Source organism: Hymenobacter lapidiphilus, assembly GCF_003417065.2.
Taxonomy (GTDB): Bacteria; Bacteroidota; Bacteroidia; order Cytophagales; family Hymenobacteraceae; genus Hymenobacter.
On sequence record NZ_QVLT01000001.1, the window covers coordinates 105665 to 126610 of the forward strand.

The 20946-nt window shown below is 57.9% G+C and carries 23 protein-coding genes and 4 tRNA genes; 6 read left to right on the forward strand and 21 right to left on the reverse strand.

Annotation, left to right across the window (positions count from 1 at the left end):
• Positions 1-278 precede the first annotated feature (278 nt).
• The 12 genes from rplL to D0N36_RS00600 all read right to left on the reverse strand — a co-directional run bounded on the left by rplL (position 279) and on the right by D0N36_RS00600 (position 8324).
• Complete coding sequence (gene rplL, locus D0N36_RS00545; RefSeq protein WP_116939111.1) at positions 279-656, reverse strand: 50S ribosomal protein L7/L12; 378 nt, start codon at positions 654-656, stop codon at positions 279-281.
• A 65-nt stretch (positions 657-721) separates the two neighbouring features.
• Positions 722-1276, reverse strand: coding sequence for a 50S ribosomal protein L10 (gene rplJ / locus D0N36_RS00550; RefSeq protein ID WP_116939112.1), 555 nt, complete (start codon positions 1274-1276; stop codon positions 722-724).
• An 18-nt stretch (positions 1277-1294) separates the two neighbouring features.
• On the reverse strand, positions 1295-1987 hold the full coding sequence (rplA, locus tag D0N36_RS00555) for a 50S ribosomal protein L1 (RefSeq protein ID WP_116939113.1): 693 nt from the start codon (positions 1985-1987) through the stop codon (positions 1295-1297).
• A gap of 17 nt (positions 1988-2004) precedes the next feature.
• Positions 2005-2448, reverse strand: a complete 444-nt coding sequence (gene rplK / locus D0N36_RS00560) for a 50S ribosomal protein L11 (protein ID WP_116939114.1) — start codon at positions 2446-2448, stop codon at positions 2005-2007.
• 206 nt (positions 2449-2654) lie between these two features.
• Positions 2655-3224: a transcription termination/antitermination protein NusG gene (nusG, locus tag D0N36_RS00565; RefSeq protein ID WP_092767945.1), complete on the reverse strand. Its 570-nt coding sequence runs from the start codon at positions 3222-3224 to the stop codon at positions 2655-2657.
• A 21-nt stretch (positions 3225-3245) separates the two neighbouring features.
• The gene (gene secE, locus D0N36_RS00570; RefSeq protein WP_116939115.1) at positions 3246-3440 is read right to left on the reverse strand and encodes a preprotein translocase subunit SecE; all 195 of its coding nucleotides are present in this window, start codon (positions 3438-3440) and stop codon (positions 3246-3248) included.
• Positions 3441-3503: 63 nt separating this feature from the next.
• Positions 3504-3577 (reverse strand) — tRNA-Trp (locus tag D0N36_RS00575).
• Positions 3578-3705: 128 nt separating this feature from the next.
• A complete protein-coding gene (gene tuf, locus D0N36_RS00580) occupies positions 3706-4893 on the reverse strand; it encodes an elongation factor Tu (protein WP_116939116.1) in 1188 nt (395 codons plus the stop codon).
• Between the two features lie 174 nt (positions 4894-5067).
• Positions 5068-5139: transfer RNA gene (locus D0N36_RS00585), tRNA-Thr, on the reverse strand.
• A 107-nt stretch (positions 5140-5246) separates the two neighbouring features.
• Positions 5247-5319 (reverse strand) — tRNA-Gly (locus D0N36_RS00590).
• A gap of 85 nt (positions 5320-5404) precedes the next feature.
• Positions 5405-5484 (reverse strand) — tRNA-Tyr (locus D0N36_RS00595).
• 242 nt (positions 5485-5726) lie between these two features.
• Positions 5727-8324 carry a M1 family metallopeptidase gene (locus D0N36_RS00600; protein ID WP_116939117.1) on the reverse strand — a complete coding sequence of 866 codons (2598 nt, stop codon included), beginning with the start codon at positions 8322-8324 and terminating at the stop codon, positions 5727-5729.
• 98 nt (positions 8325-8422) lie between these two features.
• Here D0N36_RS00600 and D0N36_RS00605 point away from each other — a divergent pair, with 98 nt between their 5' ends.
• From D0N36_RS00605 to frr, 3 genes are read left to right on the forward strand one after another with little or no spacing between them, the layout of a single operon-like run.
• The gene (locus D0N36_RS00605; protein WP_116939118.1) at positions 8423-8932 is read left to right on the forward strand and encodes a biotin/lipoyl-containing protein; all 510 of its coding nucleotides are present in this window, start codon (positions 8423-8425) and stop codon (positions 8930-8932) included.
• 45 nt (positions 8933-8977) lie between these two features.
• Entirely contained in the window at positions 8978-9757 is a 780-nt protein-coding gene (gene pyrH, locus D0N36_RS00610) for a UMP kinase (protein WP_116939119.1), read from the forward strand.
• A 56-nt stretch (positions 9758-9813) separates the two neighbouring features.
• Positions 9814-10377, forward strand: a complete 564-nt coding sequence (gene frr / locus D0N36_RS00615) for a ribosome recycling factor (RefSeq protein WP_116939120.1) — start codon at positions 9814-9816, stop codon at positions 10375-10377.
• 91 nt (positions 10378-10468) lie between these two features.
• Here frr and nadD read toward each other — a convergent pair whose 3' ends face one another.
• The 7 genes from nadD to D0N36_RS00650 all read right to left on the reverse strand — a co-directional run bounded on the left by nadD (position 10469) and on the right by D0N36_RS00650 (position 15971).
• Positions 10469-11071, reverse strand: coding sequence for a nicotinate (nicotinamide) nucleotide adenylyltransferase (gene nadD / locus D0N36_RS00620; protein WP_116939121.1), 603 nt, complete (start codon positions 11069-11071; stop codon positions 10469-10471).
• Positions 11068-11652 carry a guanylate kinase gene (gene gmk, locus D0N36_RS00625; protein ID WP_116939122.1) on the reverse strand — a complete coding sequence of 195 codons (585 nt, stop codon included), beginning with the start codon at positions 11650-11652 and terminating at the stop codon, positions 11068-11070. Before gmk ends, nadD begins: the two co-directional genes overlap by 4 nt.
• Positions 11653-11661: 9 nt before the next feature.
• Entirely contained in the window at positions 11662-11952 is a 291-nt protein-coding gene (locus D0N36_RS00630) for a hypothetical protein (protein ID WP_116939123.1), read from the reverse strand.
• Between the two features lie 37 nt (positions 11953-11989).
• Positions 11990-12634 (reverse strand): sigma-70 family RNA polymerase sigma factor, encoded by a 645-nt coding sequence (locus D0N36_RS00635; protein WP_116939124.1) that lies wholly within the window; start codon positions 12632-12634, stop codon positions 11990-11992.
• A 40-nt stretch (positions 12635-12674) separates the two neighbouring features.
• Positions 12675-14009: an O-antigen ligase family protein gene (locus tag D0N36_RS19875; protein WP_147320696.1), complete on the reverse strand. Its 1335-nt coding sequence runs from the start codon at positions 14007-14009 to the stop codon at positions 12675-12677.
• 154 nt (positions 14010-14163) lie between these two features.
• On the reverse strand, positions 14164-15207 hold the full coding sequence (locus D0N36_RS00645; protein WP_116939126.1) for a glycosyltransferase family 9 protein: 1044 nt from the start codon (positions 15205-15207) through the stop codon (positions 14164-14166).
• Entirely contained in the window at positions 15204-15971 is a 768-nt protein-coding gene (locus D0N36_RS00650) for a glycosyltransferase family 2 protein (protein WP_116939127.1), read from the reverse strand. Before D0N36_RS00650 ends, D0N36_RS00645 begins: the two co-directional genes overlap by 4 nt.
• 207 nt (positions 15972-16178) lie before the next feature.
• Here D0N36_RS00650 and D0N36_RS00655 point away from each other — a divergent pair, with 207 nt between their 5' ends.
• Complete coding sequence (locus tag D0N36_RS00655) at positions 16179-16886, forward strand: T9SS type A sorting domain-containing protein (RefSeq protein WP_190242456.1); 708 nt, start codon at positions 16179-16181, stop codon at positions 16884-16886.
• A 74-nt stretch (positions 16887-16960) separates the two neighbouring features.
• Positions 16961-17839: an SDR family oxidoreductase gene (locus tag D0N36_RS00660; RefSeq protein WP_116939129.1), complete on the forward strand. Its 879-nt coding sequence runs from the start codon at positions 16961-16963 to the stop codon at positions 17837-17839.
• An 81-nt stretch (positions 17840-17920) separates the two neighbouring features.
• Here D0N36_RS00660 and ahcY read toward each other — a convergent pair whose 3' ends face one another.
• On the reverse strand, positions 17921-19243 hold the full coding sequence (gene ahcY, locus D0N36_RS00665; protein ID WP_116939130.1) for an adenosylhomocysteinase: 1323 nt from the start codon (positions 19241-19243) through the stop codon (positions 17921-17923).
• A 135-nt stretch (positions 19244-19378) separates the two neighbouring features.
• Positions 19379-20128 (reverse strand): DUF4397 domain-containing protein, encoded by a 750-nt coding sequence (locus D0N36_RS00670; RefSeq protein WP_116939131.1) that lies wholly within the window; start codon positions 20126-20128, stop codon positions 19379-19381.
• A gap of 152 nt (positions 20129-20280) precedes the next feature.
• Here D0N36_RS00670 and D0N36_RS00675 point away from each other — a divergent pair, with 152 nt between their 5' ends.
• Positions 20281-20901, forward strand: a complete 621-nt coding sequence (locus tag D0N36_RS00675; protein ID WP_147320697.1) for a hypothetical protein — start codon at positions 20281-20283, stop codon at positions 20899-20901.
• Positions 20902-20946: the final 45 nt, after the last annotated feature.

The following is a 20946-nucleotide window of genomic DNA, read 5'->3' on the forward strand; positions in this document are numbered from 1 at the left end:
AGCCAATGTATGTGGGGTTAGGAAATGGAGACTGGGAGAATCCAAGCCAGGCCGAAAACAGAGTAGTCAGCTTGGCAAATTATTTTAAAATAAGCGGACACGCCGAAGCGCAAAGCACTACTAGTAGCAGTTTGCGCTGGACCGTCCGTAGCCGCGAAAAGCCGCAAAGCGGCGCGTTAACGAACTTCCGACTAGTTTGTTGCCTACAAACAGGAAAAGACCTGGCTTAGTTGCCAGGCCTCTCCTAATTTGTTGGCTCTTAGAGCGGGCCGCAGAGACTACTTAACCTCTACTTCAGCACCAGCCTCTTCCAGCTGCTTCTTCAGGCCGTCGGCCTCATCTTTCGAAACACCTTCCTTAACGGCCTTTGGAGCACCGTCAACAAGTTCTTTGGCTTCCTTCAGGCCGAGGCCGGTCAGGTCCTTCACCAGCTTTACAACGGCGAGCTTAGCGCCACCGGCCGACTTCAGGATTACGTCGAAAGTCGACTTCTCCTCAGGAGCGTCAGCAGCACCAGCGCCACCGCCAGCCATCATCATCGGAGCAGCAGCAGCGGGCTCAATGCCATACTCGTCCTTCAGGATGCCAGCCAGTTCGTTTACTTCTTTTACCGTCAGGCTAACGAGCTGCTCGGCGAATGCTTTCAAATCTGCCATTTCTGTAGATTGTTAAAAAGGGGGGGTTGTTGAAGAAAAATTATATTGAAAAAGACGAGCAGTGGTTAGCCTGCAACCTCTTCTTTTTCGGAAAGCGTTTTGAGGATGCCAGCCAGCTTGGTACCGCCGCTCGACAGAGCAGAGATAACATTTTTGGCAGGCGACTGAAGCAGACCGATGATGTCACCGATGAGTTCATTCTTACCTTTCAGCGTAGCAAGCGTGCCGAGCTGGTCGTGACCGATATAGATGCCAGAGTCGATGTAAGCACCTTTCAGGGCCGGGCGGACGACAGCCGTTTTGCTGTAGTTCTGAGCCTTGTGAAAGTCCTGCATCAGCTTGGCCGGAGCGTTGCCCGACTCTTTCGAGAACAGGATGCCCGACTGGCCTACTAGCGCCGCATCCATTTCCGTAGTATCAACCTCGAGGGTATCGAGAGCCTTGCGGATGAACGTGTTCTTGTACACCTTGAACTCCATGCCGCGGTTGTAGCACAACCGGCGGAATTCGTTGATTTTCGCCACCGACATTCCCGAAGCATCGGCAATGTAGAACGCGTTGTGCGATTGAAACTTCTCGCTCAACTCGTCGACGAGGGCTTGTTTTTCTTCCCGGATCATACGTCGTGTTGATTAAGGTTAGGCGGAAGTTACCGACGTGTCGACCGGTACGCCGGGCGACATCGTGCTCGAGAGCGTAATGCTCTTGATGTAGGTGCCCTTGGCCGACGAAGGCTTCAAACGCAACAGCGTCTGAATAACCTCGATGGCGTTTTCAGCCAGCTTCTGATCGTCGAACGACACCTTGCCAACCGAACAGTGGATGATGCCAGTTTTATCAACCTTGAAGTCGATTTTACCAGCTTTCACTTCCTGGATCGCCTTGGCAACATCCGTCGTAACCGTGCCCGACTTAGGGTTTGGCATCAGACCGCGGGGGCCCAATACGCGGCCCAGACGGCCCACTTTGGCCATTACGGCCGGCATGGTGATGATTACGTCGATGTCGGTCCAGCCTTTCTCGATCTTGGCGATGTAGTCGTCCAGACCAACGAAATCGGCACCAGCTGCAGTAGCTTCGGCTTCTTTGTCGGGCGTTACGAGAGCCAGAACGCGAACGGTTTTGCCAGTGCCGTGGGGCAGCGTAGCAACGCCACGCACCATCTGGTCGGCTTTGCGGGGGTCAACACCCAAACGAACGTCGATATCTACCGAGGCGTCAAATTTCGTGTAGGTAATATCCTTCACGACTTTGGCCGCATCTACCAGAGTCCGAATTTCGGTCAGGTCATGCTTGGCAAGGGCTTCCTTGCGTTTTTTGCTAGTTGCCATGTCTTTCGTTGTTTAAATTATGCAGCGAAAGGAGAAGCACCCGACACGGTGATACCCATGCTCCGAGCTGTGCCAGCTACCTGCTTCATGGCCGACTCCACCTCAAAGGCGTTCAAGTCGGGCATTTTGGTTTCGGCAATAGTGCGAACCTGGTCCCACGTAACCGACCCTACTTTGTTCCGGTTAGGCTCTTTCGAACCACTCTGGAGCTTGGCGGCGTCCTTCAGCAGAACGGGCACCGGTGGAGTCTTCACCACGAAGTCGAACGACTTGTCGGTGTACATGGTGATGAGAACAGGACAAACTTGGCCGGCCTTATCCTGGGTGCGAGCATTGAACTGCTTGCAGAATTCCATGATGTTAAGGCCTTTGCTACCAAGTGCAGGTCCAACCGGCGGTGCGGGGTTCGCAGCGCCTCCCTTTATCTGAAGCTTCAGATAACCTCTAATTTCCTTGGCCATTTGGTTTGTAAGGCTTCGGATGTCGCGACGTAACTCGCATCATCCTCAGTTTTTCAATTGCTCCGAAGTGGAAGCACCACCGGCCCGGAGCGGATAACCGATGACGTATTATTGTTAGAGATTAGTTGATTGTGCTTAGTGCTTAGACTATTTTAGCAGTGTGCTATCGCTAAACGACCTAAGCACTAAGCACAATCAACTAAGCTCTACTCTATTTCTTTCTCAACCTGAGTGTAGCTCAGCTCCATAGGCTGGCTACGGCCGAATATTTTCACGATTACGTTGAGACGCTTGCGGTCCTCGAACACCTCGGCCACATTGCCCGACATGCCGGCGAAGCCGCCGTCTACGATTTTCACCAGCTCGCCCACCACGAAGGGGGTTTCCAGCGTTTCGGTCTGCTCTTCCGACTCATCGACGATGCCGAGGATACGGTTAACTTCCGAAATATGCAATGGCACCGGCACCGTGTTCTGGTTGGCCGCCTTCCCCTCCTTATCGGAGAGGAAGCCGATGATGCCCGGGGTGCTGGTGATGATGTGGTCGACCTCGCCGTGGGTCAGGTCGGCGTGGATAATGATGTAGCCGGGGTAGAGGTTCCGCTCGCGGACACGCTTCTTGCCATTGCGCATCTCGAAGACCTTCTCTACCGGAATCAGCACCTGCGGCACCAGTTCCGACAGACCGTGACGGCCGATTTCGGTCTCAAGGTAAGTTTTGGCCTTCTTCTCCTGTCCGCTCACCGAGCGGACCACGTACCATTTCAATTCGCCCATTTTAGTCGCGTCTGTTGCCGATTAAACGAACGAGTTATAGAAGGCCTCTAGGCCCTCTTTGAAAATCACATCCATCACACCCACAACCACTGCGAAGATCAGCGAGCCAAGCAACACCAGGCCGGCGCTTTTCTGCAGTTCTTCCAGCGAAGGCCAGGTTACCTTGTAACGCATCTCGTCCGATGTTTCCCGGAAGTAGTTGGTCAGCTTGCTCATGCTAAAGGACCTGCTGGTGAGAGTGAGTAAAAGAACGGCTGCCGAAGCAGCCGGACAATCTGGTGGCACGGGCGGAGAGATTCGAACTCCCATCAAAGGTTTTGGAGACCTCTATTCTACCCTTGAACTACGCCCGTGGATGCGTCCCGACTTAGGCCAAAGCCCGATTGGGACTGCAAATGTAGGTAACTCTTTAAACAAAACAAATCCGCTCCCGAAAATTTCAGGAGCGGATTGCTTTATTTCAGCAGATTTCCGAAGAAAACTACTCGGTGATTTCGGTTACCTGACCGGCACCTACCGTCCGGCCACCCTCACGGATAGCGAAACGCAGGCCTTTCTCCATAGCTACCGAGTTGATCAACTCAACCGAGATAGTTACGTTGTCGCCGGGCATTACCATCTCCACGCCTTCGCCCAGCATAATGATGCCGGTTACGTCGGTGGTGCGGAAATAGAACTGGGGACGGTAGTTGTTGAAGAACGGAGTGTGGCGACCACCTTCCTCTTTCGACAATACGTACACCTCAGCCTTGAACTTGGTGTGAGGCTTAACGGAACCTGGCTTGCAGATAACCATACCGCGGCGGATGGCTTCTTTCTCGATACCACGGAGCAGCAGACCAACGTTGTCGCCGGCTTCACCACGGTCCAGAATCTTGCGGAACATCTCCACACCGGTTACAGTAGACTTCAGGTTCTCAGCACCCATGCCGAGAATCTCCACCTGCTCACCCGAGTTTACAATGCCACGCTCGATACGGCCGGTAGCAACCGTTCCACGACCCGTAATCGAGAACACGTCCTCAACAGGCATCAGGAAGGGCAGGTCGGTCAGACGAGCAGGAATCGGAATGAAGGAGTCAACAGCGTCCATCAGCTCCTCGATTTTGGGAACCCAGTTGGCATCGCCATTCAGGCCACCCAGAGCCGAGCCCTGAATTACGGGGATGTTGTCGCCGTCGAAGTCGTAGAACGAAAGCAGCTCACGGATTTCCATTTCCACCAGCTCGAGGAGCTCGGGGTCATCGACCATGTCAACTTTGTTCATGAATACTACTAGCTGGGGAACACCAACCTGACGAGCGAGCAGGATGTGCTCACGGGTCTGGGGCATTGGGCCGTCGGTAGCAGCTACCACGAGGATAGCACCGTCCATCTGGGCAGCACCGGTAACCATGTTCTTCACATAGTCAGCGTGACCGGGGCAGTCAACGTGGGCGTAGTGACGGAGCACCGTCGAGTACTCTACGTGCGAGGTGTTGATCGTGATGCCACGCTCTTTCTCTTCGGGAGCATTGTCAATCGAAGAGAAGTCGCGCTTGGCAGCCAGGCCTTTGCCAGCCAATACCTGGGTAATGGCAGCAGTGAGGGTGGTTTTGCCGTGGTCAACGTGACCAATCGTGCCGATGTTTACGTGCGGCTTGGACCGGTCAAAATTTTCTTTAGCCATTGTAAAGAGATTAAGAGGAATTTTGAGGTGAGAAGGGGAAACGCGACTTAAAACTTAACTATACAGAAGAAAGCGAAACACAGCTCTGCTTGACCAGGGACTGCACGTCGCTTTTCTTGGCTGACAGTTCCAAAACGGTGCAGTCGCGCTGCCCCGTTGGTACTCGTAATTCTGAGCCATTTATGGGATTTGAACCCATGACCTCTTCCTTACCAAGGAAGTGCTCTACCACTGAGCTAAAACGGCTGATAGTTGTAGCCCGCTAGCGCGTAGCCGGGGCAAAGGTACGACAGGAGAACAACATTTGCCAGCCTGGGCCGGCGCAATCTATTGTCAGGCGTACTGTTGCTGCGAGCGGGAGACGAGGTTCGAACTCGCGACCTGCAGCTTGGAAGGCTGCCGCTCTACCAACTGAGCTACTCCCGCGAAGGAGTGAATGAGTGACCCGATGAGTGAGTGAAACCAGATAAGCCTGAACTTACTCCTTCACCGGGTCGCTTATTCACGAATGTGGGGGTGAGAGGACTCGAACCTCTGAACCCGAAGGAGCTGAGTTACAGTCAGCCGCAATTGCCACTATGCGACACCCCCGATTATGTGGTTTCAACGCCGTTTGCGTGAAAGCCGCCCATTCCAATTCGTGGGCCGGAGCCGCTTTTTCTCGAATTGGAGTTGCAAAATTAGTGGGTTTCTGACATAAGTCAAGCCCTAGGTGAAAAAAGGTTTCGGGTTGGCTGACTTTTTGAGCGGTTCAAACCAGCGCCGGCAGGCTAAGCGGCTGACTTCCTAGGGTAAAGCGGAACCACGATGTAAGGTTCCGGGACGAAAAAAAATTATTGCACCAAGCTATACATGGCCTTCAGATTGCTATCCGTTTCCTTATTCCGGATATCCTGTAGTGTAGTTTTAAGAGTGGGCATGCTCCCGGTCAGCTCATTCAGGCCCTTGTAGGCCCCAAGACGTACGTAGAGCTGCGGATGGCTGCGGGCCAGATTTTCGAGGCGCTGCAGCCCCTTCTCGCGCTCTACGGGCGGAATGCGGTTCATGAGGCGGCCAAAGTTTTCGAGCAGCACATATAGCACCTCGGGCTGGGCATCTTGGCTGCGTTGCAGAAACCAGTCGTAGTCGTCGAGGGTGCCGTTGAGGCCGTAAAAGCCGGACAGCGACTTGAGCAGCGCCGGATTACGGGTTTTCTGCAGCCGGGCAACCTGGGCGCGGGTGGTGGGCGCAGGCGACTTGGCCAGAGCATCAACCGCAGCGGCAGTTACCAGGTAGGAGCTGTCGATGAGTGCGGCTTCGTAGACGCCGGCAAAGTCTTCGTTGGCAAACGATGATAGCACGTTGATGGCAGTGGCCCGGACGGCGCCGTGCTTCTCGCTGAGGGCGACCTGCTGCAAATCTTTACGCACAACGCTACCTTCGGCCCCGCGGTAGCGCCGCAGACCCTCGAGCGCGGCCACGCGGGTGGCCCAGAAGGGGTCGGTGAGGGCAACGCGGAAGGCTGAGCTAACCAGCAAATCGCTCGACTTGCTTTTTAGCCCTTCCATAGCCTGTATTTTCTGGAGGTAGCCGCGGGCGTGGCTGAGCTGGAACTGCAGTTCCTCGGGGGTTTGCGCCTCGTCGATGGCGGCCAGCAGTATTCCCTCATTGTCGAACTTTACCAAGGACGGGCGCTGAAGTGCGGGCAGGCGGAACGTCTGGTCGGCTTGGGTGATGACGAGGCGGTGCTGGGTGGACTGGTTTCCACTCCAGACGGCGACTGTTACGGGCAGGCGGAATACGGGCTGATAAAGGGTGTCCTGCACCTGCCGCACGCGCAGTACCACAGCACTGTTTTCGTAGCTGTGGGTTACGCGCAGCTCGGGGTGCCCGCGCTGCAGAAACCACTGATCGAAGAACCACATCAAATCCTCCCCAGTCGTTTCTTCGAACGCCATGCGCAGCTTTGACAGCTCGACGGCCGACAGCTTATTCTGGTTGAGGTAGCGGGTGAGCGAGGCGAAGAAAGCATCATCGCCGACGAGGTTGCGCAGCATGTGCAGCACCCGGCCACCCTTGTCGTAAGAGTGGCGGTCAAACAGATCCTCATGGTTGTTATAGCTGGTGCGGATGAGGGGCTCGCGCTTCACCTGAGCCTCTTCGAGGTAGGTGCGCAGCTTATTGCGCTGCACCAGGGCCGCCGCGTCGGGGCCGTATTTATACTCGGCCCAGAGCAGCTCTGAGTAATCGGCGAAGGCCTCGTTGAGCGGCAGGTTGCCCCACGACTCGTTGGTAACATAATCACCAAACCACTGGTGGAACAGCTCGTGGGCGATAACCGACTCCGAGCCGTCGTAGGGTACATCGGCCAGCTCGCGGGGCGTAAACTGCACCAGCTGCTGCCCGAATGTGGAGGCAGTGGTGTTCTCCATCGCTCCCGATACGAAATCGTGCACTGCTACCTGAGCATATTTATCCCACGGATAGTCAACTCCCAGCTTTTTGGAGAAGAACTCCAGCATTTCGGGCGTGTTACCAAACACCTGCTTGGCCGTGTTCCGGTAGGCGGGGTCCACGTAGTAGTCCACTGCCTTCCCGCGCCAGGTGTCTGACACAACGGCGAAGTTGCCCACTGCCAGCATAGCCAAGTAGGGCGCGTGGGGCTGGTTTAGCTTCCAGGTATCAGTGCGAGTGCCATCGGTGTTGCGGCGCGACGATACGAGCAAGCCATTGGACAGCGTTTTCTGGTCGGCCTCCACCGTCAGGCTGATTTCCTGGGTCATGCGCTGGTTGGGCCGGTCGATGGTGGGGAACCAGCAGGAGCTGCCCTCCGTCTCGCCCTGGGTCCAGAGCTGGCGGGGTTTGCCCTTCTCAGTATTAAGCGGGTTGATGAAGTACAGGCCCTTATCGTCGATTATGGCCTCGCTCCCCCCACCCTTGGGCAGCTCGTTGGACTTGGCCACGTACTGAATGCGCACTTGGTACTGCTCAGTGCGCTGGTAGGTGCGGTCGAGGGTAATGATGAGCTTCTTCTTGTCGTAGGTGTACTTCAGGTCGCGGCCCTTGCGGCCCGCGCTGAGTAGCTCCACGCTTTTAATGTCGAAGCCTTTGGCATCGAGCACCAACTGATACTGCGGGTAGAAATGCGGGCGGAGCGTGAGCGTGGCCGTACCCTGCAACCACTGCCGGCTCCAGTCGGGGCGCAGGTCGAGCTTGGTGTCTACCAAATGGTGGAGAATGGTGGCCGAAGGCTGCGATGGGCGGGCCTGGTCGGGTAGCCAGTTGGGCACCGGCGCCGTGGTGGGCGCCAAGTAAGGCGTAGTATCGGGGGCTTTTCGAGCGGGCGAATGCGGGCTGGCAGCACCGCCGCGACCCGCCTTAGTCGCCTGAGCAGCAGCCGGTAACTGGGCCGGCAGCCACAGGAAAAGAATACCGAGGAATAGGTATTTCATGCAATAAGGCACTAGGGTAATGGTTGGTGAAGTTCCGAATTTATTTCAGATTTGACCTATCTTTAAGCCCTTTTCTGCCCCACTCCCGCCCTATTCGTATGCTGCAAATCCAATTAGCCGCGGCCAACCAGTCGCCGCAGGAAGTCGACTACCAGTCTGCCGGTGCAGTTACGCTCGGTGGCCAGCCCTTCGCCTGGGACCTCACGGCCCTCGGCGCCGGCCGCTACCACGTCCTCTATCAGAACCGTTCCTACAACGCCGAGCTGCTGGAAATCGACTACGCCACCAAAACCGTGGTGCTGCAGCTAAACGGGCAGCGGCTGGAGCTGCAGGCCAAAGACCGCCTCGATTTGCTGCTCGACAAGATGGGCCTGAGCGCGGCCGTTAGCACCAAGGTAAACGAGTTGAAGGCGCCCATGCCGGGCCTGATTGTGGACGTGCGGGTGCAACCGGGCCAGACTGTGCAGAAGGGCGACCCGCTGCTGGTGCTGGAAGCCATGAAAATGGAAAACATCCTGAAAGCCCCCGGCGAGGGCGTTGTGGCCGCCATCAAAGTAGGCTTGCGCGACAACGTGACCAAAGGCCAGGTGTTGATTCAATTCGCCTAAGCATCCAGCTACTCTTCCTTTTTACTACACCATCTCCTCACTGCCTTGAAGTACAACCGAATTCTGCTGAAACTGAGTGGCGAGGCCCTGATGGGCCAGCAGCAGTATGGCATCGATGCCAACCGGCTCATGCAGTACGCCGAGGAAATTAAGATTGCCGCCGAAACGGGCACGCAGGTGGCCGTCGTTATTGGGGGCGGCAACATCTACCGGGGCGTGCAGGCCGAAGCCTTCGGCCTCGACCGCGTGCAGGGCGACTACATGGGCATGCTGGCCACCGTTATCAATTCGATGGCCCTGCAGAGCGCCCTCGAAAAACTGGGCGTGAACACCCGCCTGCTTTCGGGCCTCACCATTCAGCAAGTGTGCGAGCCCTACATTCGCCGCCGCGCCATGCGCCACCTCGAGAAAGGCCGCGTCGTTATTTTCGGCGCCGGTATCGGCTCGCCCTACTTCACCACCGACTCAGCGGCGTCGTTGCGGGCCATCGAGATTGAGGCTGACGTAGTGCTGAAGGGCACCCGCGTGGACGGCATCTACACCGCCGACCCCGAGAAAGACCCCACGGCCAAGCGCTTCGCCAACATCAGCTTCGACGAAGTGATGGATAAGAAGCTCAACGTGATGGATATGACAGCCTTCACGCTATGCAAGGAAAATAACCTGCCGATTATCGTTTTCGATATGAACAAGGAAGGCAACCTGCAGCGCCTGCTACGCGGCGAAAGCGTGGGCACGCTCGTGAGCATGCACGGCGCCAACGCCGACGCGCAGAACAACTCCCTCACACCGGCCGTAGGCGAGCCCAACACCCCGTCGGCGTAGTTTTCGCGGCTGGTCAACCCATTAATCCCTAATTTTCAACACTTAACTTTTCCGAAGTGGACGAAGAAATAAAGTTTTACCTCGATGAGGCCGAAGAGTCGATGGGCAAGGCCCTGGAGCACACGACTGTAGAATTTTCGCGCATCCGGGCTGGCAAAGCCTCGCCCGCCATGCTCGATTCGCTGCGGGTTGACTACTACGGCACGCCTACTCCGCTGGGCAATGTGGCCAACGTGTCGGCGCCTGATGCCCGCACGCTGTTCATCAAGCCTTGGGAGAAGAACATGATTGGCGAGATTGCCAAGGCAATCAAAAACAGCGACCTGGGCCTCAACCCGCAGTCGGATGCCGAAGGCGTACGCCTTAATATCCCAGCCATGACTGAGGAGCGCCGCCGCGAGTTGGTGAAGCAGGCCAAATCGGAATCGGAAGGCGGTAAGGTCCGCATCCGCGGTATTCGCAAAGATGTGAACGAGTCGCTGCGCAAGCTGCAGAAGGATGGCGCTTCGGAAGATGCCATCAAGGACGCCGAAGCTAAAGTCCAGAAGTTTACCGACGTCTACATCAGCAAAGTGGATGAAGTGCTGGGCAAAAAGGAAACGGAGATAATGACGATCTGATTCTTTCGGCTGCTACAAGCAATAAGCCGTAAGCCGCAGGCCGATGTTCAACATCAGCCTGCGGCTTACGGCTTATTGCTTGTAGCCCCAATTAAACGTAATATCCCGCCTCCCGAATCTGCTGCTCCACTGCCTCGGGCAGCAGGTAGCGGACAGATAGGCCCTCGCGCAGGCAGCGGCGGATGAAAGTGGCCGAGATGTCGAGTAGCGGGGCCTCAACGACGCGCACAGCGGGCGGTAGCGGCTCAGGCAGCGCGTAGCCAGGGCGTGGGTACACATAGATTTCGACCTCGGCGAGCAGCCGGTCGGCGGCTTTCCAGCGGGGAAGGCCCGCCACGTTGTCGCCACCCATGAGCAGCACGAACTCCTGCCCCGGGTGCAGCTGCCGCAGCTGGTCGAGCGTGTCGATGGTATAGCTGGGCTTGGGCAGGCGAAACTCAATGTCGAGCACGCGCAGTCGCTCGTTGCCGGCAATGGCGCTGGTGGCCAGCGCCAGCCGCGCCTGCTCATCCAGCAGGTCGGCCTGGGCCTTGAAGGGGCTCTGGGGCGACATGATGAGCCAGACCTCGGCCAAATCGGTGTGCGTGGCCAGGAAGTTAGCCAGAATCAGGTGGCCGGTGTGGATGGGGTTGAAGGAGCCAAAAAGTAGCCCCACTTTCCGGCCCGATGGGGCGACGGAGGTGGGGCTGCTCACAGTATGGCCGATTCGGCGGTAATAAAGGCGCGCACCAGTCGCTCGGCTTCGTCTACCGCCTTATCGAGGTCGTCGTTGATGATGACCACATCGAAGCGGTCTTCAAACGTAAGCTCGAAATTAGCCTTGTAGAGGCGGGCTGAGATACTGGCTTCCGAGTCGGTCGCTCGATGACGCAGGCGCTGCTCCAGAATTTCCAGCGAGGGTGGTTTTACGAATACCGCTAAGGCGCGGTCCTGGTAAAACTCCTTGATGCTGAGGCCGCCTTTCACGTCCACATCAAGCACCGAATGCTGACCGTTTTCCCAGATGCGCTCAATTTCCTGTTTCAGCGTACCATAGAAAGCGCCTTCGTACACCTCTTCCCACTCCACGAATTCGTCGTGGCGGATTTTCTCCTGAAACTCCTGAACGGAGATAAAGTAGTAGTCCTTACCGTTGGCTTCGGTGCGGCCACGCCTGTCGCGCGTGCAGGCCGAAATAGAAAAGCTCAGCTCCGGCATTCGGGCCAGTAACCGGTGGACAATGGTGGTTTTTCCGGCCCCGGAAGGCGCGGAGAAAGCAATGATTTTACCCTGCATCGGGTAAAATTAGGCCATTTCTCTCTGAAGTTGGGCAAGAATGCGCTGAGAAAGTGCGGCCGGGGCTCCTTTGCGCCCTACCTTTTGGGTTAGGAAGTCGATGAAAACCTGCTGCTTCTCTAAGCTATCAAAGCATGGCGAGCAATCTTCGGCGTGGCTGACGAAATAGTCCTCATCCTCTGCCGAGGGGTCTTGCCCCACGATAATTTGGTCGAGGATAGTATTTACGCGGTCACAGTCGGGGCCGTCGTTAAGCGTGGCGGCTGCCTGTTTGGTTGATGAGGTAGAGGTAGGTTCCATAACTGCTGCCTGGCATTGAAAGAATTTAGTCGGTCGTTTATTGATCGGTGTCGTCGTCTTCGTCTTCGGTTGTGGCTCCATTTGTGCCATAACCCATTGAACGGGCGTACTTGTCGAGCTTCTCTTTGAGGAAATTACGGGCCCGGTGCAGGCGTGAGCGCACTGTACCAATGGGGATATCGAGCACTTTGGCCATTTCCTCGTACGTGAACCCTTCCAGGTCGCAAAGTATGATAACTGTGCGGAAATCCACTGGCAGCGAGTTTAGTGCGCGAGCCACTTCGTCGCCGATGAGGTCGCGTACGGCTTGCTGCCGCATGTCCGAGGAGGTAGTACCGGCATCAGAGTCGGCCTCTACTTCCTCAGAATTATAGTACCCTTCGATTTCACTGTAATCAACCTTGGCGGGCTGCTTACTTTTCTTGCGAAAATCGTTGATGAACGAGTTTTTGAGGATGCGAAACAGCCACGCTTTAGCGTTGGTCCCCGGTTCGAAGTACTCAAAGAAGCGATATGCTTTCAGATAAGTTTCCTGCACCAAGTCATTTGCATCGTCCTCGTCGAGGGTGAGGCGGAAGGCAAAGTTATATAGGGGGTCGAGCACAGGCATTAGCTCGGCCTGGAAACGCCGGTCTTTTTCCTCTTTACTCAACTTAGGGATCCGCTCGGGAGAATCGCTCATGGACGCTAAAAAGTGTGGTTTTCGGGGCCGAAAACCGCGGTCAGACAAATATACTGTTTATACCATTTTGCGCCGGCGAAGGTTTGGGGTACTGCCAGAGCCGGCGCTCAGCAGCCACTATCAGAAAGCCATAGAGAAAAACAAACAGATTGTAGCTCGTTTGCAACTCCAGCAGCGAATCGGTGAGCATGGCCACAGCCAATAGCAGCACGAATCGGTACACGTACGGATTCCGGCGTAAGGCGGGTTGCCCTAACGGCCCCAACAGCACGAGCAGCCATAGCACTAACCCCACTACCCCACCTGCCACCAGCTGGTGCAGGTACTGGTTATGCACCATCACGCGGTTCTTGGGCAGCAGCCCGTAGCTACGCCAGGCATACTGGTCCATCATGGCGGCGTACGCATCGGCCGGGCCCACACCTAGCAGGGGATTCTGGCGGGCCACCACGGTGGCCGTCTGCCAGGCAGCCAGCCGCCGCGAGAGCGAGAATTGATTGATATCGTGTCGGCGTTCGAACTGCTCAAGGTCGAAGAGCGTATTGTTGACCCGCTCGCGCACCGAGCCCAGGGTGTGATAGGCCAGCCAGGGCCCTGCTACCAGCGCAAGCAGCAGTACAGCGCCCAGCCAGAACCGGCGGCGCACCAGCAGCGCCAGTAGCGCCTCTACCAGCAGCAGTACATAGGCAGCCAGCAGGCCTGTGCGGTACGCCAGCACGTGCAGTACCCCTACACAAATCACTACGCTCAGGCCCAGCGCTACCCGCAGCCAGCGGGGCACGTGCCGCTGCCGGGCCATCCGGAAACCGAAAAAGGCCGCCAGCGCCAGCATCAGCCCAAAGTGGATGTGGAAGATGCGCGTGACGGAGGGCATGCTCTGACCGAGGCGGAAAGCTTCGTTGGCAGTGACCGGGTCGCGCAGGTACTGCCCCACGGTGGCCGCCCCAATAAGCGCCAGGCCCACCACAAACAGGCTACCCACCCCAAACCGCTGCCGGCCCGTGAGCGGTACGGCCAGCCCGAATACCAGGGGCACGGCCAGCCAAGGCAGCTGCCGGAACAGCTCGTGCCGCCACTCGGGCCAATCGTGCGTGTAGAGGCCGCTAAGCAGCAGCAGCACATAAAGGCCGGCCGGAGCCCACACCGTGCGCAGCCGCAGCCATTGGGGCACCTGCTGGCGTACATTTGGGTTGGCCAGCGCCGCCACTACACCCACCACCGGCGCCAGCGCCACCAGGGCCCGCGAGCTCATCAGCCCCACCACTCCGGCCACGCAGGCCAGCAGTAGCAAATACCGGGAGAGCTGGCCAGAGTACCACCAGCTTTTCCAGCCAGTGGGCTTCGGTATTGAAGAAATAGATTCGGAAGTGGGCATTCGGTTTATTTGGCGGGCTAGGGCCCGGCGCAGAGACGCAATGGTTTGGCCTGCGGTAGTTGACCAGTTTTACTGAACGGACAACATTCATCAGAGCGAGACGCAAGATATTGCGTCTCGTTGCCGATTGCACAAATATCCGAGCATATAACCCTTACGAGCCCACCGGTAGCCGACGCTGCCACTGTTGCACGCGGGCCAGCGCCAGCGCCGGCTCCAAGGCCTTAATGCAGGTACAGGCTACCGGCTTCGTGCGGCAGTCCTGGCAATCGGGCCGGTCGATGACCAGATATTCGGCATGGAGGCCGAGCGGGGCCCAGCGGCCGGGGTGCATGGGCCGGATGGGCGGATAAAGGCCCAGCGCGTGCCGGCCCAGCGCAGCGGCCAGGTGTAGCGGGCCGGTGCTGCCGGCCACCAACCCATCGGCGGCAGCCAGGAAGGCAATGAATTCGGGCAGGGCCAACTGGCCGGTGAGTTCGGCAGCGACGTAAGGCCGATGCTCAATCAGCCAGTCGCGCAACTCCTCGCCCTCGGCCGTTGTGCCCGTCACAAACACCCGATGCCCGGCTTCGTGCAGCAGGCGGGCCAGCTGCCCGAAGTGCGGCAGCCCCCACTCGCGGGCGCTGCCGCGGCTCCGTGGGTGCAGCACTACATTTAGCTGGCCGGGCTGGCGGTTAGCCAGCAGATGCTGCAGCTCGGGCCGCAGCGGCACGGTGGGCGTCAGTTTCACCAAGGAAGACGCTTCGGACAGCGGCAGTAAGGCCGATTCGGCCAGCGGAGCCAGCAGGGCTAGGTTAAGCTGGCTTTCGTGCAAGTCGGAGTTTTTGCGGCTAAGCTTTACCATCCGGTTGCAGGTAAGCCAATGAAACCAGCGGTTGCGGGTGCCGATGCGCACTTTGATGCCCGCCAGCAGCGCCAGCCGGGCCAGATCCTTATTGGGGAAGATGTGCAGAATAGTATCGGCTCCAACCACGCGCAGGGCAGCTACCTGCTGGTTGGGCGGCAGCTGCTGCAACTCGTCGAAGCTCATAAAATCATCTACCCAGGGGCAGGCTTCGGCTACGGCGCGGGTGTAGTCGCGGCCCAGCAGCAGCACCCGGCAGCCCGGAAACAACTGTTTCAGCCGGCCGGCCACCGGCAGCGTCAGCACCACGTCGCCGATAGCGTCGGTGCGGCTGATGAGGAAGGTACGGCTCATGCGGAATGACGGGTTTTGAGCTTGGCGAATTTCAGAAATACGCCCCAGGCCGAAATAGCGGCAATGCTCAGGCCCGCGAAACCATCCAGAAAACCGCCTCTCAGCACGTAGCCGTGCACAAACTTCCAGAGAGGTTTCAATACCAAGTGAAATGCGGAAACCTGCCGCTTATTCTTCAGCCAGAGTTCCTGGGCGGCAATGCTGGTGAAGCGGTTGAGCTGCTGCACGTGCTGCTCGACGGATGTGTAGGAATAGTGCAGCGCGTCGCCGGCCAGGGGCAACGGCGCAGGTTGGCCGGGCGTTAGCTCGTAGTGCTCGTGCAGCAACAGGCCCTGCCAGCAACCCAGGCGCCGGTCGTAGAGACGCAGCTTACGGTCGGGGTACCAGCCGCCGTGGCGCACCCAATGGCCGCAGTAGCTAGTGAGGCGGGCCAGCGTGTAGCCCCCGCCCTGCCAGCTGGCCAGCGCCGCCCGGATGCTGGCTTGCAGCTCCGGCGTCAGCACTTCGTCGGCATCGAGCTGGAGTACGTGCTCGTGGCGGGCCTGGGCGGTGGCGTAGTTTTTCTGCTCGACGTAGCCCGCGAAGACATGCTGCACCACCCGCACGCCCAACTCCCGGCAGATTTCCACCGTGCGGTCGGTCGAGAAGCTGTCCACGACCAGCAGCTCGGCGGCCACCGGGCGGGCGGCTTCGAGGCAGCGGGCAATGTTGGCCTCTTCGTTGAAGGTGATAATGACGACGGACAGCGGAACGGCAGCGGGCATAGGTAGCAAATATCGGATGATTTGGGCGGCTGGCTGAGTAGCGGGTTACTTGCGGGACCAGCCCCGCATTAAAGTTCTCACCAGCAACTCCCCTGACCAATGCGGATTTTCTGTTTTTTAGGACTGATAGTATTGCTGACTGGTTGTGATGGCATATCCAGGCCCGAAGCGCAGTTTGACCCCGTGGCGGTGCGCCGACCGCTGAATTTGGCAAAGAAGCTGGGGCCAAACCTCACGTTGGCCGGCCCCGACGATACACTCCGGCTTCATCTGGCTTTCGATGTCGCCATGGGCAGCAACATCTTTACAACACCAGCAGATGACACGGTACTGGTGGCCCGGGTCTTCCGGTTTCGGGGCCTCTATTATTTCGTGCAGACTACCCATGAGGGAGCCCACTGGGTACACGCCATGCGTATAAGCCGCGGGCAAGTGCAGGGCTTCGGCACTGGTTATGAGCAGGTACTAGCCCTGAGCCGGCGGGTAAAAGTCGGTGATTTTCCTGAGCTCGTTCGCTTCCGCAACGCCGCCAACGACAGCCTACGGCTGCGTTTCGACAAGCGGCAACTACGCCCCTTCTACGTGGCCCAACTCGATAGCATCCCCGCCTACAAGCTGCTGACAACCGAGCCGCTGCCTGGCCCGGCCAAAGCTTCTGTACCGCCCGTGGCAGCCATAATTGGCCCCTACCCAAACCCAGCTCGGGAGCAAACCACCCTGAGTTTTGCAACCGCCGCCAACCGCCTCGTAACGCTCTACGACAACCAGGGCCGCCGCCTGAGGACCCTACCGACTACCGGCTCGCGGCTCACGTTTTCGGTGGCCGATTTGCCGGCCGGCAACTATGTAGTGCGTATCAGCTGGCCCGATTCGGCCGCGGCGCCATTGACGCGCCGGTTGCTGGTGCAGCGGTAACAAGGGCAGAAGCGGACGGTCCGGCACCGAACTACGCCGGGGTGCGTATAGCCGGGCAACCAACTACCGACTCCATGAATACTATTGTTTCTGAGCAGATTGCCCTCGTTACGGGCGCGACTTCCGGTATCGGCAAAGTAACGGCCCGCGAGCTGGTACGCCGGGGCTACCACATAATCCTGCTGGCCCGCGACGCTGCTAAGGCTGCCCGGGTACGCCAGGAATTCCAGCAGCTGGCGCCATCTGGGCAGCGGGTAGACGTGCTGCTGTGCGACCTGTCGGACCTGAGCCAGGTGCGGCGGGCGGCCGAGGAATTCATCCAGCGCTACCAGCGCCTCGATGTACTCGTCAACAACGCCGGACTCATATTTGGCAAGGAGCGTGAAACCTCGACTGATGGCTATGAAATGACGCTGGCGACCAACCACCTTGGCCCCTTTCTGCTCACCAGCCTGCTGCTGCCGGCGTTGCAACAGAGCGAAGCGGCCCGCATCGTGAACGTAGCTTCGGAGGGCTACCGCATGGCCAAGCCGCAGCTGCACGACCTCAACCAGAAAGAAAATTACAGCGCGTGGCGGCAGTATGGCAACACCAAGCTCTACAACATTCTCTTCACGCAGGAGCTGGCCCGGCAGCTGCGGGCGCGGGGCATCGGCAATGTTGTTACCAACAGCCTGCATCCCGGCGTGGTGGCCAGCAGTTTCGGCTCGGCCTCAGGTGGCCTCACCAGCCTGCTCACCCGGCTGGCCGCACCCTTTCTGCTCACGACCGAAGAAGGTGCCCGCACCAGCATTTTTCTGGCTACTGACCCCATCGGCGGGCAGGTAAGCGGTGGCTATTTCGATAAGCAACAGACCAAGCCAGTGAAGCACAACTTCACCGAGCCCACCCAAGCCCGGCAGCTGTGGCAGGAAACCGAGAAGCTAGTGGGCCAGGAGTTTTTTGGGGAGTGAAGATAGTTCATATCAAACAATAAGAACCCCGCCCGGCGCAGTGCCGAGCGGGGTTCTTACTTACATAGAAAGCCCAAAAGCTTAGTAGCGGTACAGGTCCGACTTGAACGGGCCTTCCACCTCTACGCCGATGTACTCGGCCTGCTTGGGCTTAAGCACCTCCAGCTCAACGCCAATTTTGGCGAGGTGCAGGTGAGCTACTTTCTCGTCGAGGTGCTTGGGCAAGGTGTATACCTGGTTCTCGTACTGGTCGGCGTTCTGCCACAGTTCCAGTTGGGCCAGTACCTGGTTGGTGAACGAGTTCGACATCACGAACGAAGGGTGGCCGGTGGCGCAGCCCAAGTTCACGAGACGGCCTTCGGCCAGCACGATAATTTCCTTGCCTTCGATGGTGTAGAGGTCCACCTGCGGCTTAATAGTATCCTTGGTGTCGCCGTAGTTCTTGTTCAGCCAAGCCATATCAATCTCATCATCGAAGTGGCCGATGTTGCAGACGATGGCTTTGTCCTTGAGGGCGCGGAACGAGGCTTCGGTGATGATGTCGCAGTTGCCGGTGGCGGTTACCACGATGTCGGCTTCCTTGATGGCATTTTCCATCTTCTTCACCGCGTAGCCATCCATGGCGGCCTGCAGGGCGCAGATTGGGTCGATTTCGGTAACGATAACCCGGGCACCGGCACCGCGCAGCGAAGCAGCCGTACCTTTTCCTACGTCGCCGTAACCGGCAACCACGGCAATTTTGCCGGCCATCATCACGTCGGTAGCCCGGCGGATGGCGTCTACAGCCGACTCTTTGCAGCCGTACTTGTTATCGAACTTCGACTTGGTAACCGAGTCGTTGATGTTGAAGGCAGGCATGGGTAGCGTGCCGTTTTTCACACGGTCGAGCAGGCGCAGTACGCCAGTCGTAGTTTCCTCCGACAAGCCCTTGATACCAGCGGCCAACTCGGGGAACTGGTTGAGCACCATGTTGGTCAGGTCGCCACCATCGTCGAGAATCATGTTCAACGGCTCGCGCTTCTCGCCGAAAAACAGCGTCTGCTCGATGCACCAGTTGAACTCTTCCTCCGTCATGCCCTTCCAGGCATACACCGAGATACCAGCTGCAGCAATGGCAGCGGCGGCGTGGTCCTGGGTCGAGAAGATGTTGCACGACGACCACGTTACGTCAGCACCGAGGGCGATGAGCGTTTCGATGAGCACCGCAGTCTGGATGGTCATGTGCAGGCAGCCGGCCACGCGGGCACCCTTGAGGGGCTGGCTGGCGCCGTACTCCTCGCGCAGAGCCATCAGGCCGGGCATTTCGGCCTCAGCCAGGCGGATTTCCTTGCGGCCCCACTCGGCGAGGCTCATGTCTTTTACTTTATGGGGCACGTAGGCCGTCGTCGTCTTGGTCTCTACCATGATAAAAAGGGGTTTCAGAAGTCAACCACAAAAATACGAAAAAGTTAGAGCGGCCTCTATGATAATCTTTAAACACAGAGGCCTGCCTCCATTTAAGGAAACAGGCCTCTGTGTTCAATAAGTGATAATTGCCGCTTAGTTGTTGGCAATAATAGCGGCTTTAGGCTGCTGCGCTGCTGCCGCGCCAGGATTTGCAATACCGCGCACAAGTACGGTGTAAATTTTACCAGCTTCCAGCGTTTTGGTGCCGGTACCTGACCCCGAACCGTCACCCACAGTCAGCAGGGTAGTGCGGGGCGTGCCCGTAGTAGTCACCGTCAGCGTAGGAGCAGTACCCGCGTTTACAGATACAAATGCGGATGCGGTGCCGAAAGCTACATCGGGCGTTAAGTCGGTTGGTGCGGTGCCAACCACTAGGGCGGGCACGCTCAGTCGCACCGGCGAAGGGGCACCGGTGGCCAAATGCACCAGTCGGATTTTGGCCTGACCGGCAACAGGAGCCGTCAAATCATCCTGGAAACTGATCAGATCGGCGCTGCCGATGGTAGCCGTGGGCGAGTAGGCAAATACAGAGTAGTTCTGGTTGGCCGCTATGTCCAGCTTCTTGGTCGTGACCTCCTGAGTGCCATTATTGATGCGGAAGGTGGGGCTGCCGGAATTCACTGCCAGGTAGGCGCTGTTCTGACCGTAGTTCAGCTGGCCGACCTGATTATCATTGACAAAGGCGGTAACCTGCCCGGGCGTGGCAGCGGCAGCATGCACGAGCAGCACCCGGCCCTGCTGAGGAGCGGGGTCCTTATCATCGTCGCCGCAGGCCGAAAAAGCCAGCATAGCAGGCAGAGCAGCCAAAAGAGCAACGGGGCGGATGGAAGAAAACAGGTTCATAAAAAAGGGAAAGAAAGAGTGGCTTGAATGCCAGACCAACGAAGCACAAGCCCTTTTTGTTGGATAGAACAAAATTTATTCCTCGGTGAATTGCACTTTTTTCCCGTCGAAGGCCTTAGCAAGCCCAGTTACATCGTTGTAATTTTGCTCCCATGAATTACTATTTTGTGTCTTCTGCTTTGCGTGTATGTGGGCGCGTTTTTCTGGTACTACTACTGTGTTTTGCCGGTTTGGGCCAACAGGCGCAGGCCCAGCATACTGGTCCCATTAACCTGGCCCCCGACGACCAGCAGCGTGGCCTGAACGGGCCGCAGAAGAACTTCTACTTTTCCCTGAGCAACAACCCAACCGAGGCCAGCTACCAGAACGCGGGCTTTTTCGGTCAGCGGCTGCGCCCCTACTTGGCAGGCGAGCCCGATGCCTTGGCTGCACTCAACCGCTACCGGCGTCAGAAGATGCTGTTTCTGGCTGAACGAGTGCTGTTTGTGGGCGCGGTAGGCCTTTACGGCCAGCAGGTGCTTTCGGCCCCCGACCGGCAGCAATACTTCAACAACACCCAAAAAGTGGCGCTCGGGGTGGCAGCGGCCAGTTTAATAACCAATATCTTTGTTTCGCGCAATACCAACACCCACTTCCAGCGGGCAGTGGCAGCCCACAACGTTGGGCCTACCGCCCGTGGTACTGGCCTGCTGCGGCAGTTGCAGCCCACTGCTATAGGTGTTGCGGCCAGCGCTACTGGCCGGCCCCTACTGGCTCTGCGCTGGAGTCTGTAATACGCGAAATCTGCGTTGCAGGCGTTGCAAACGTATCTGCAGCAT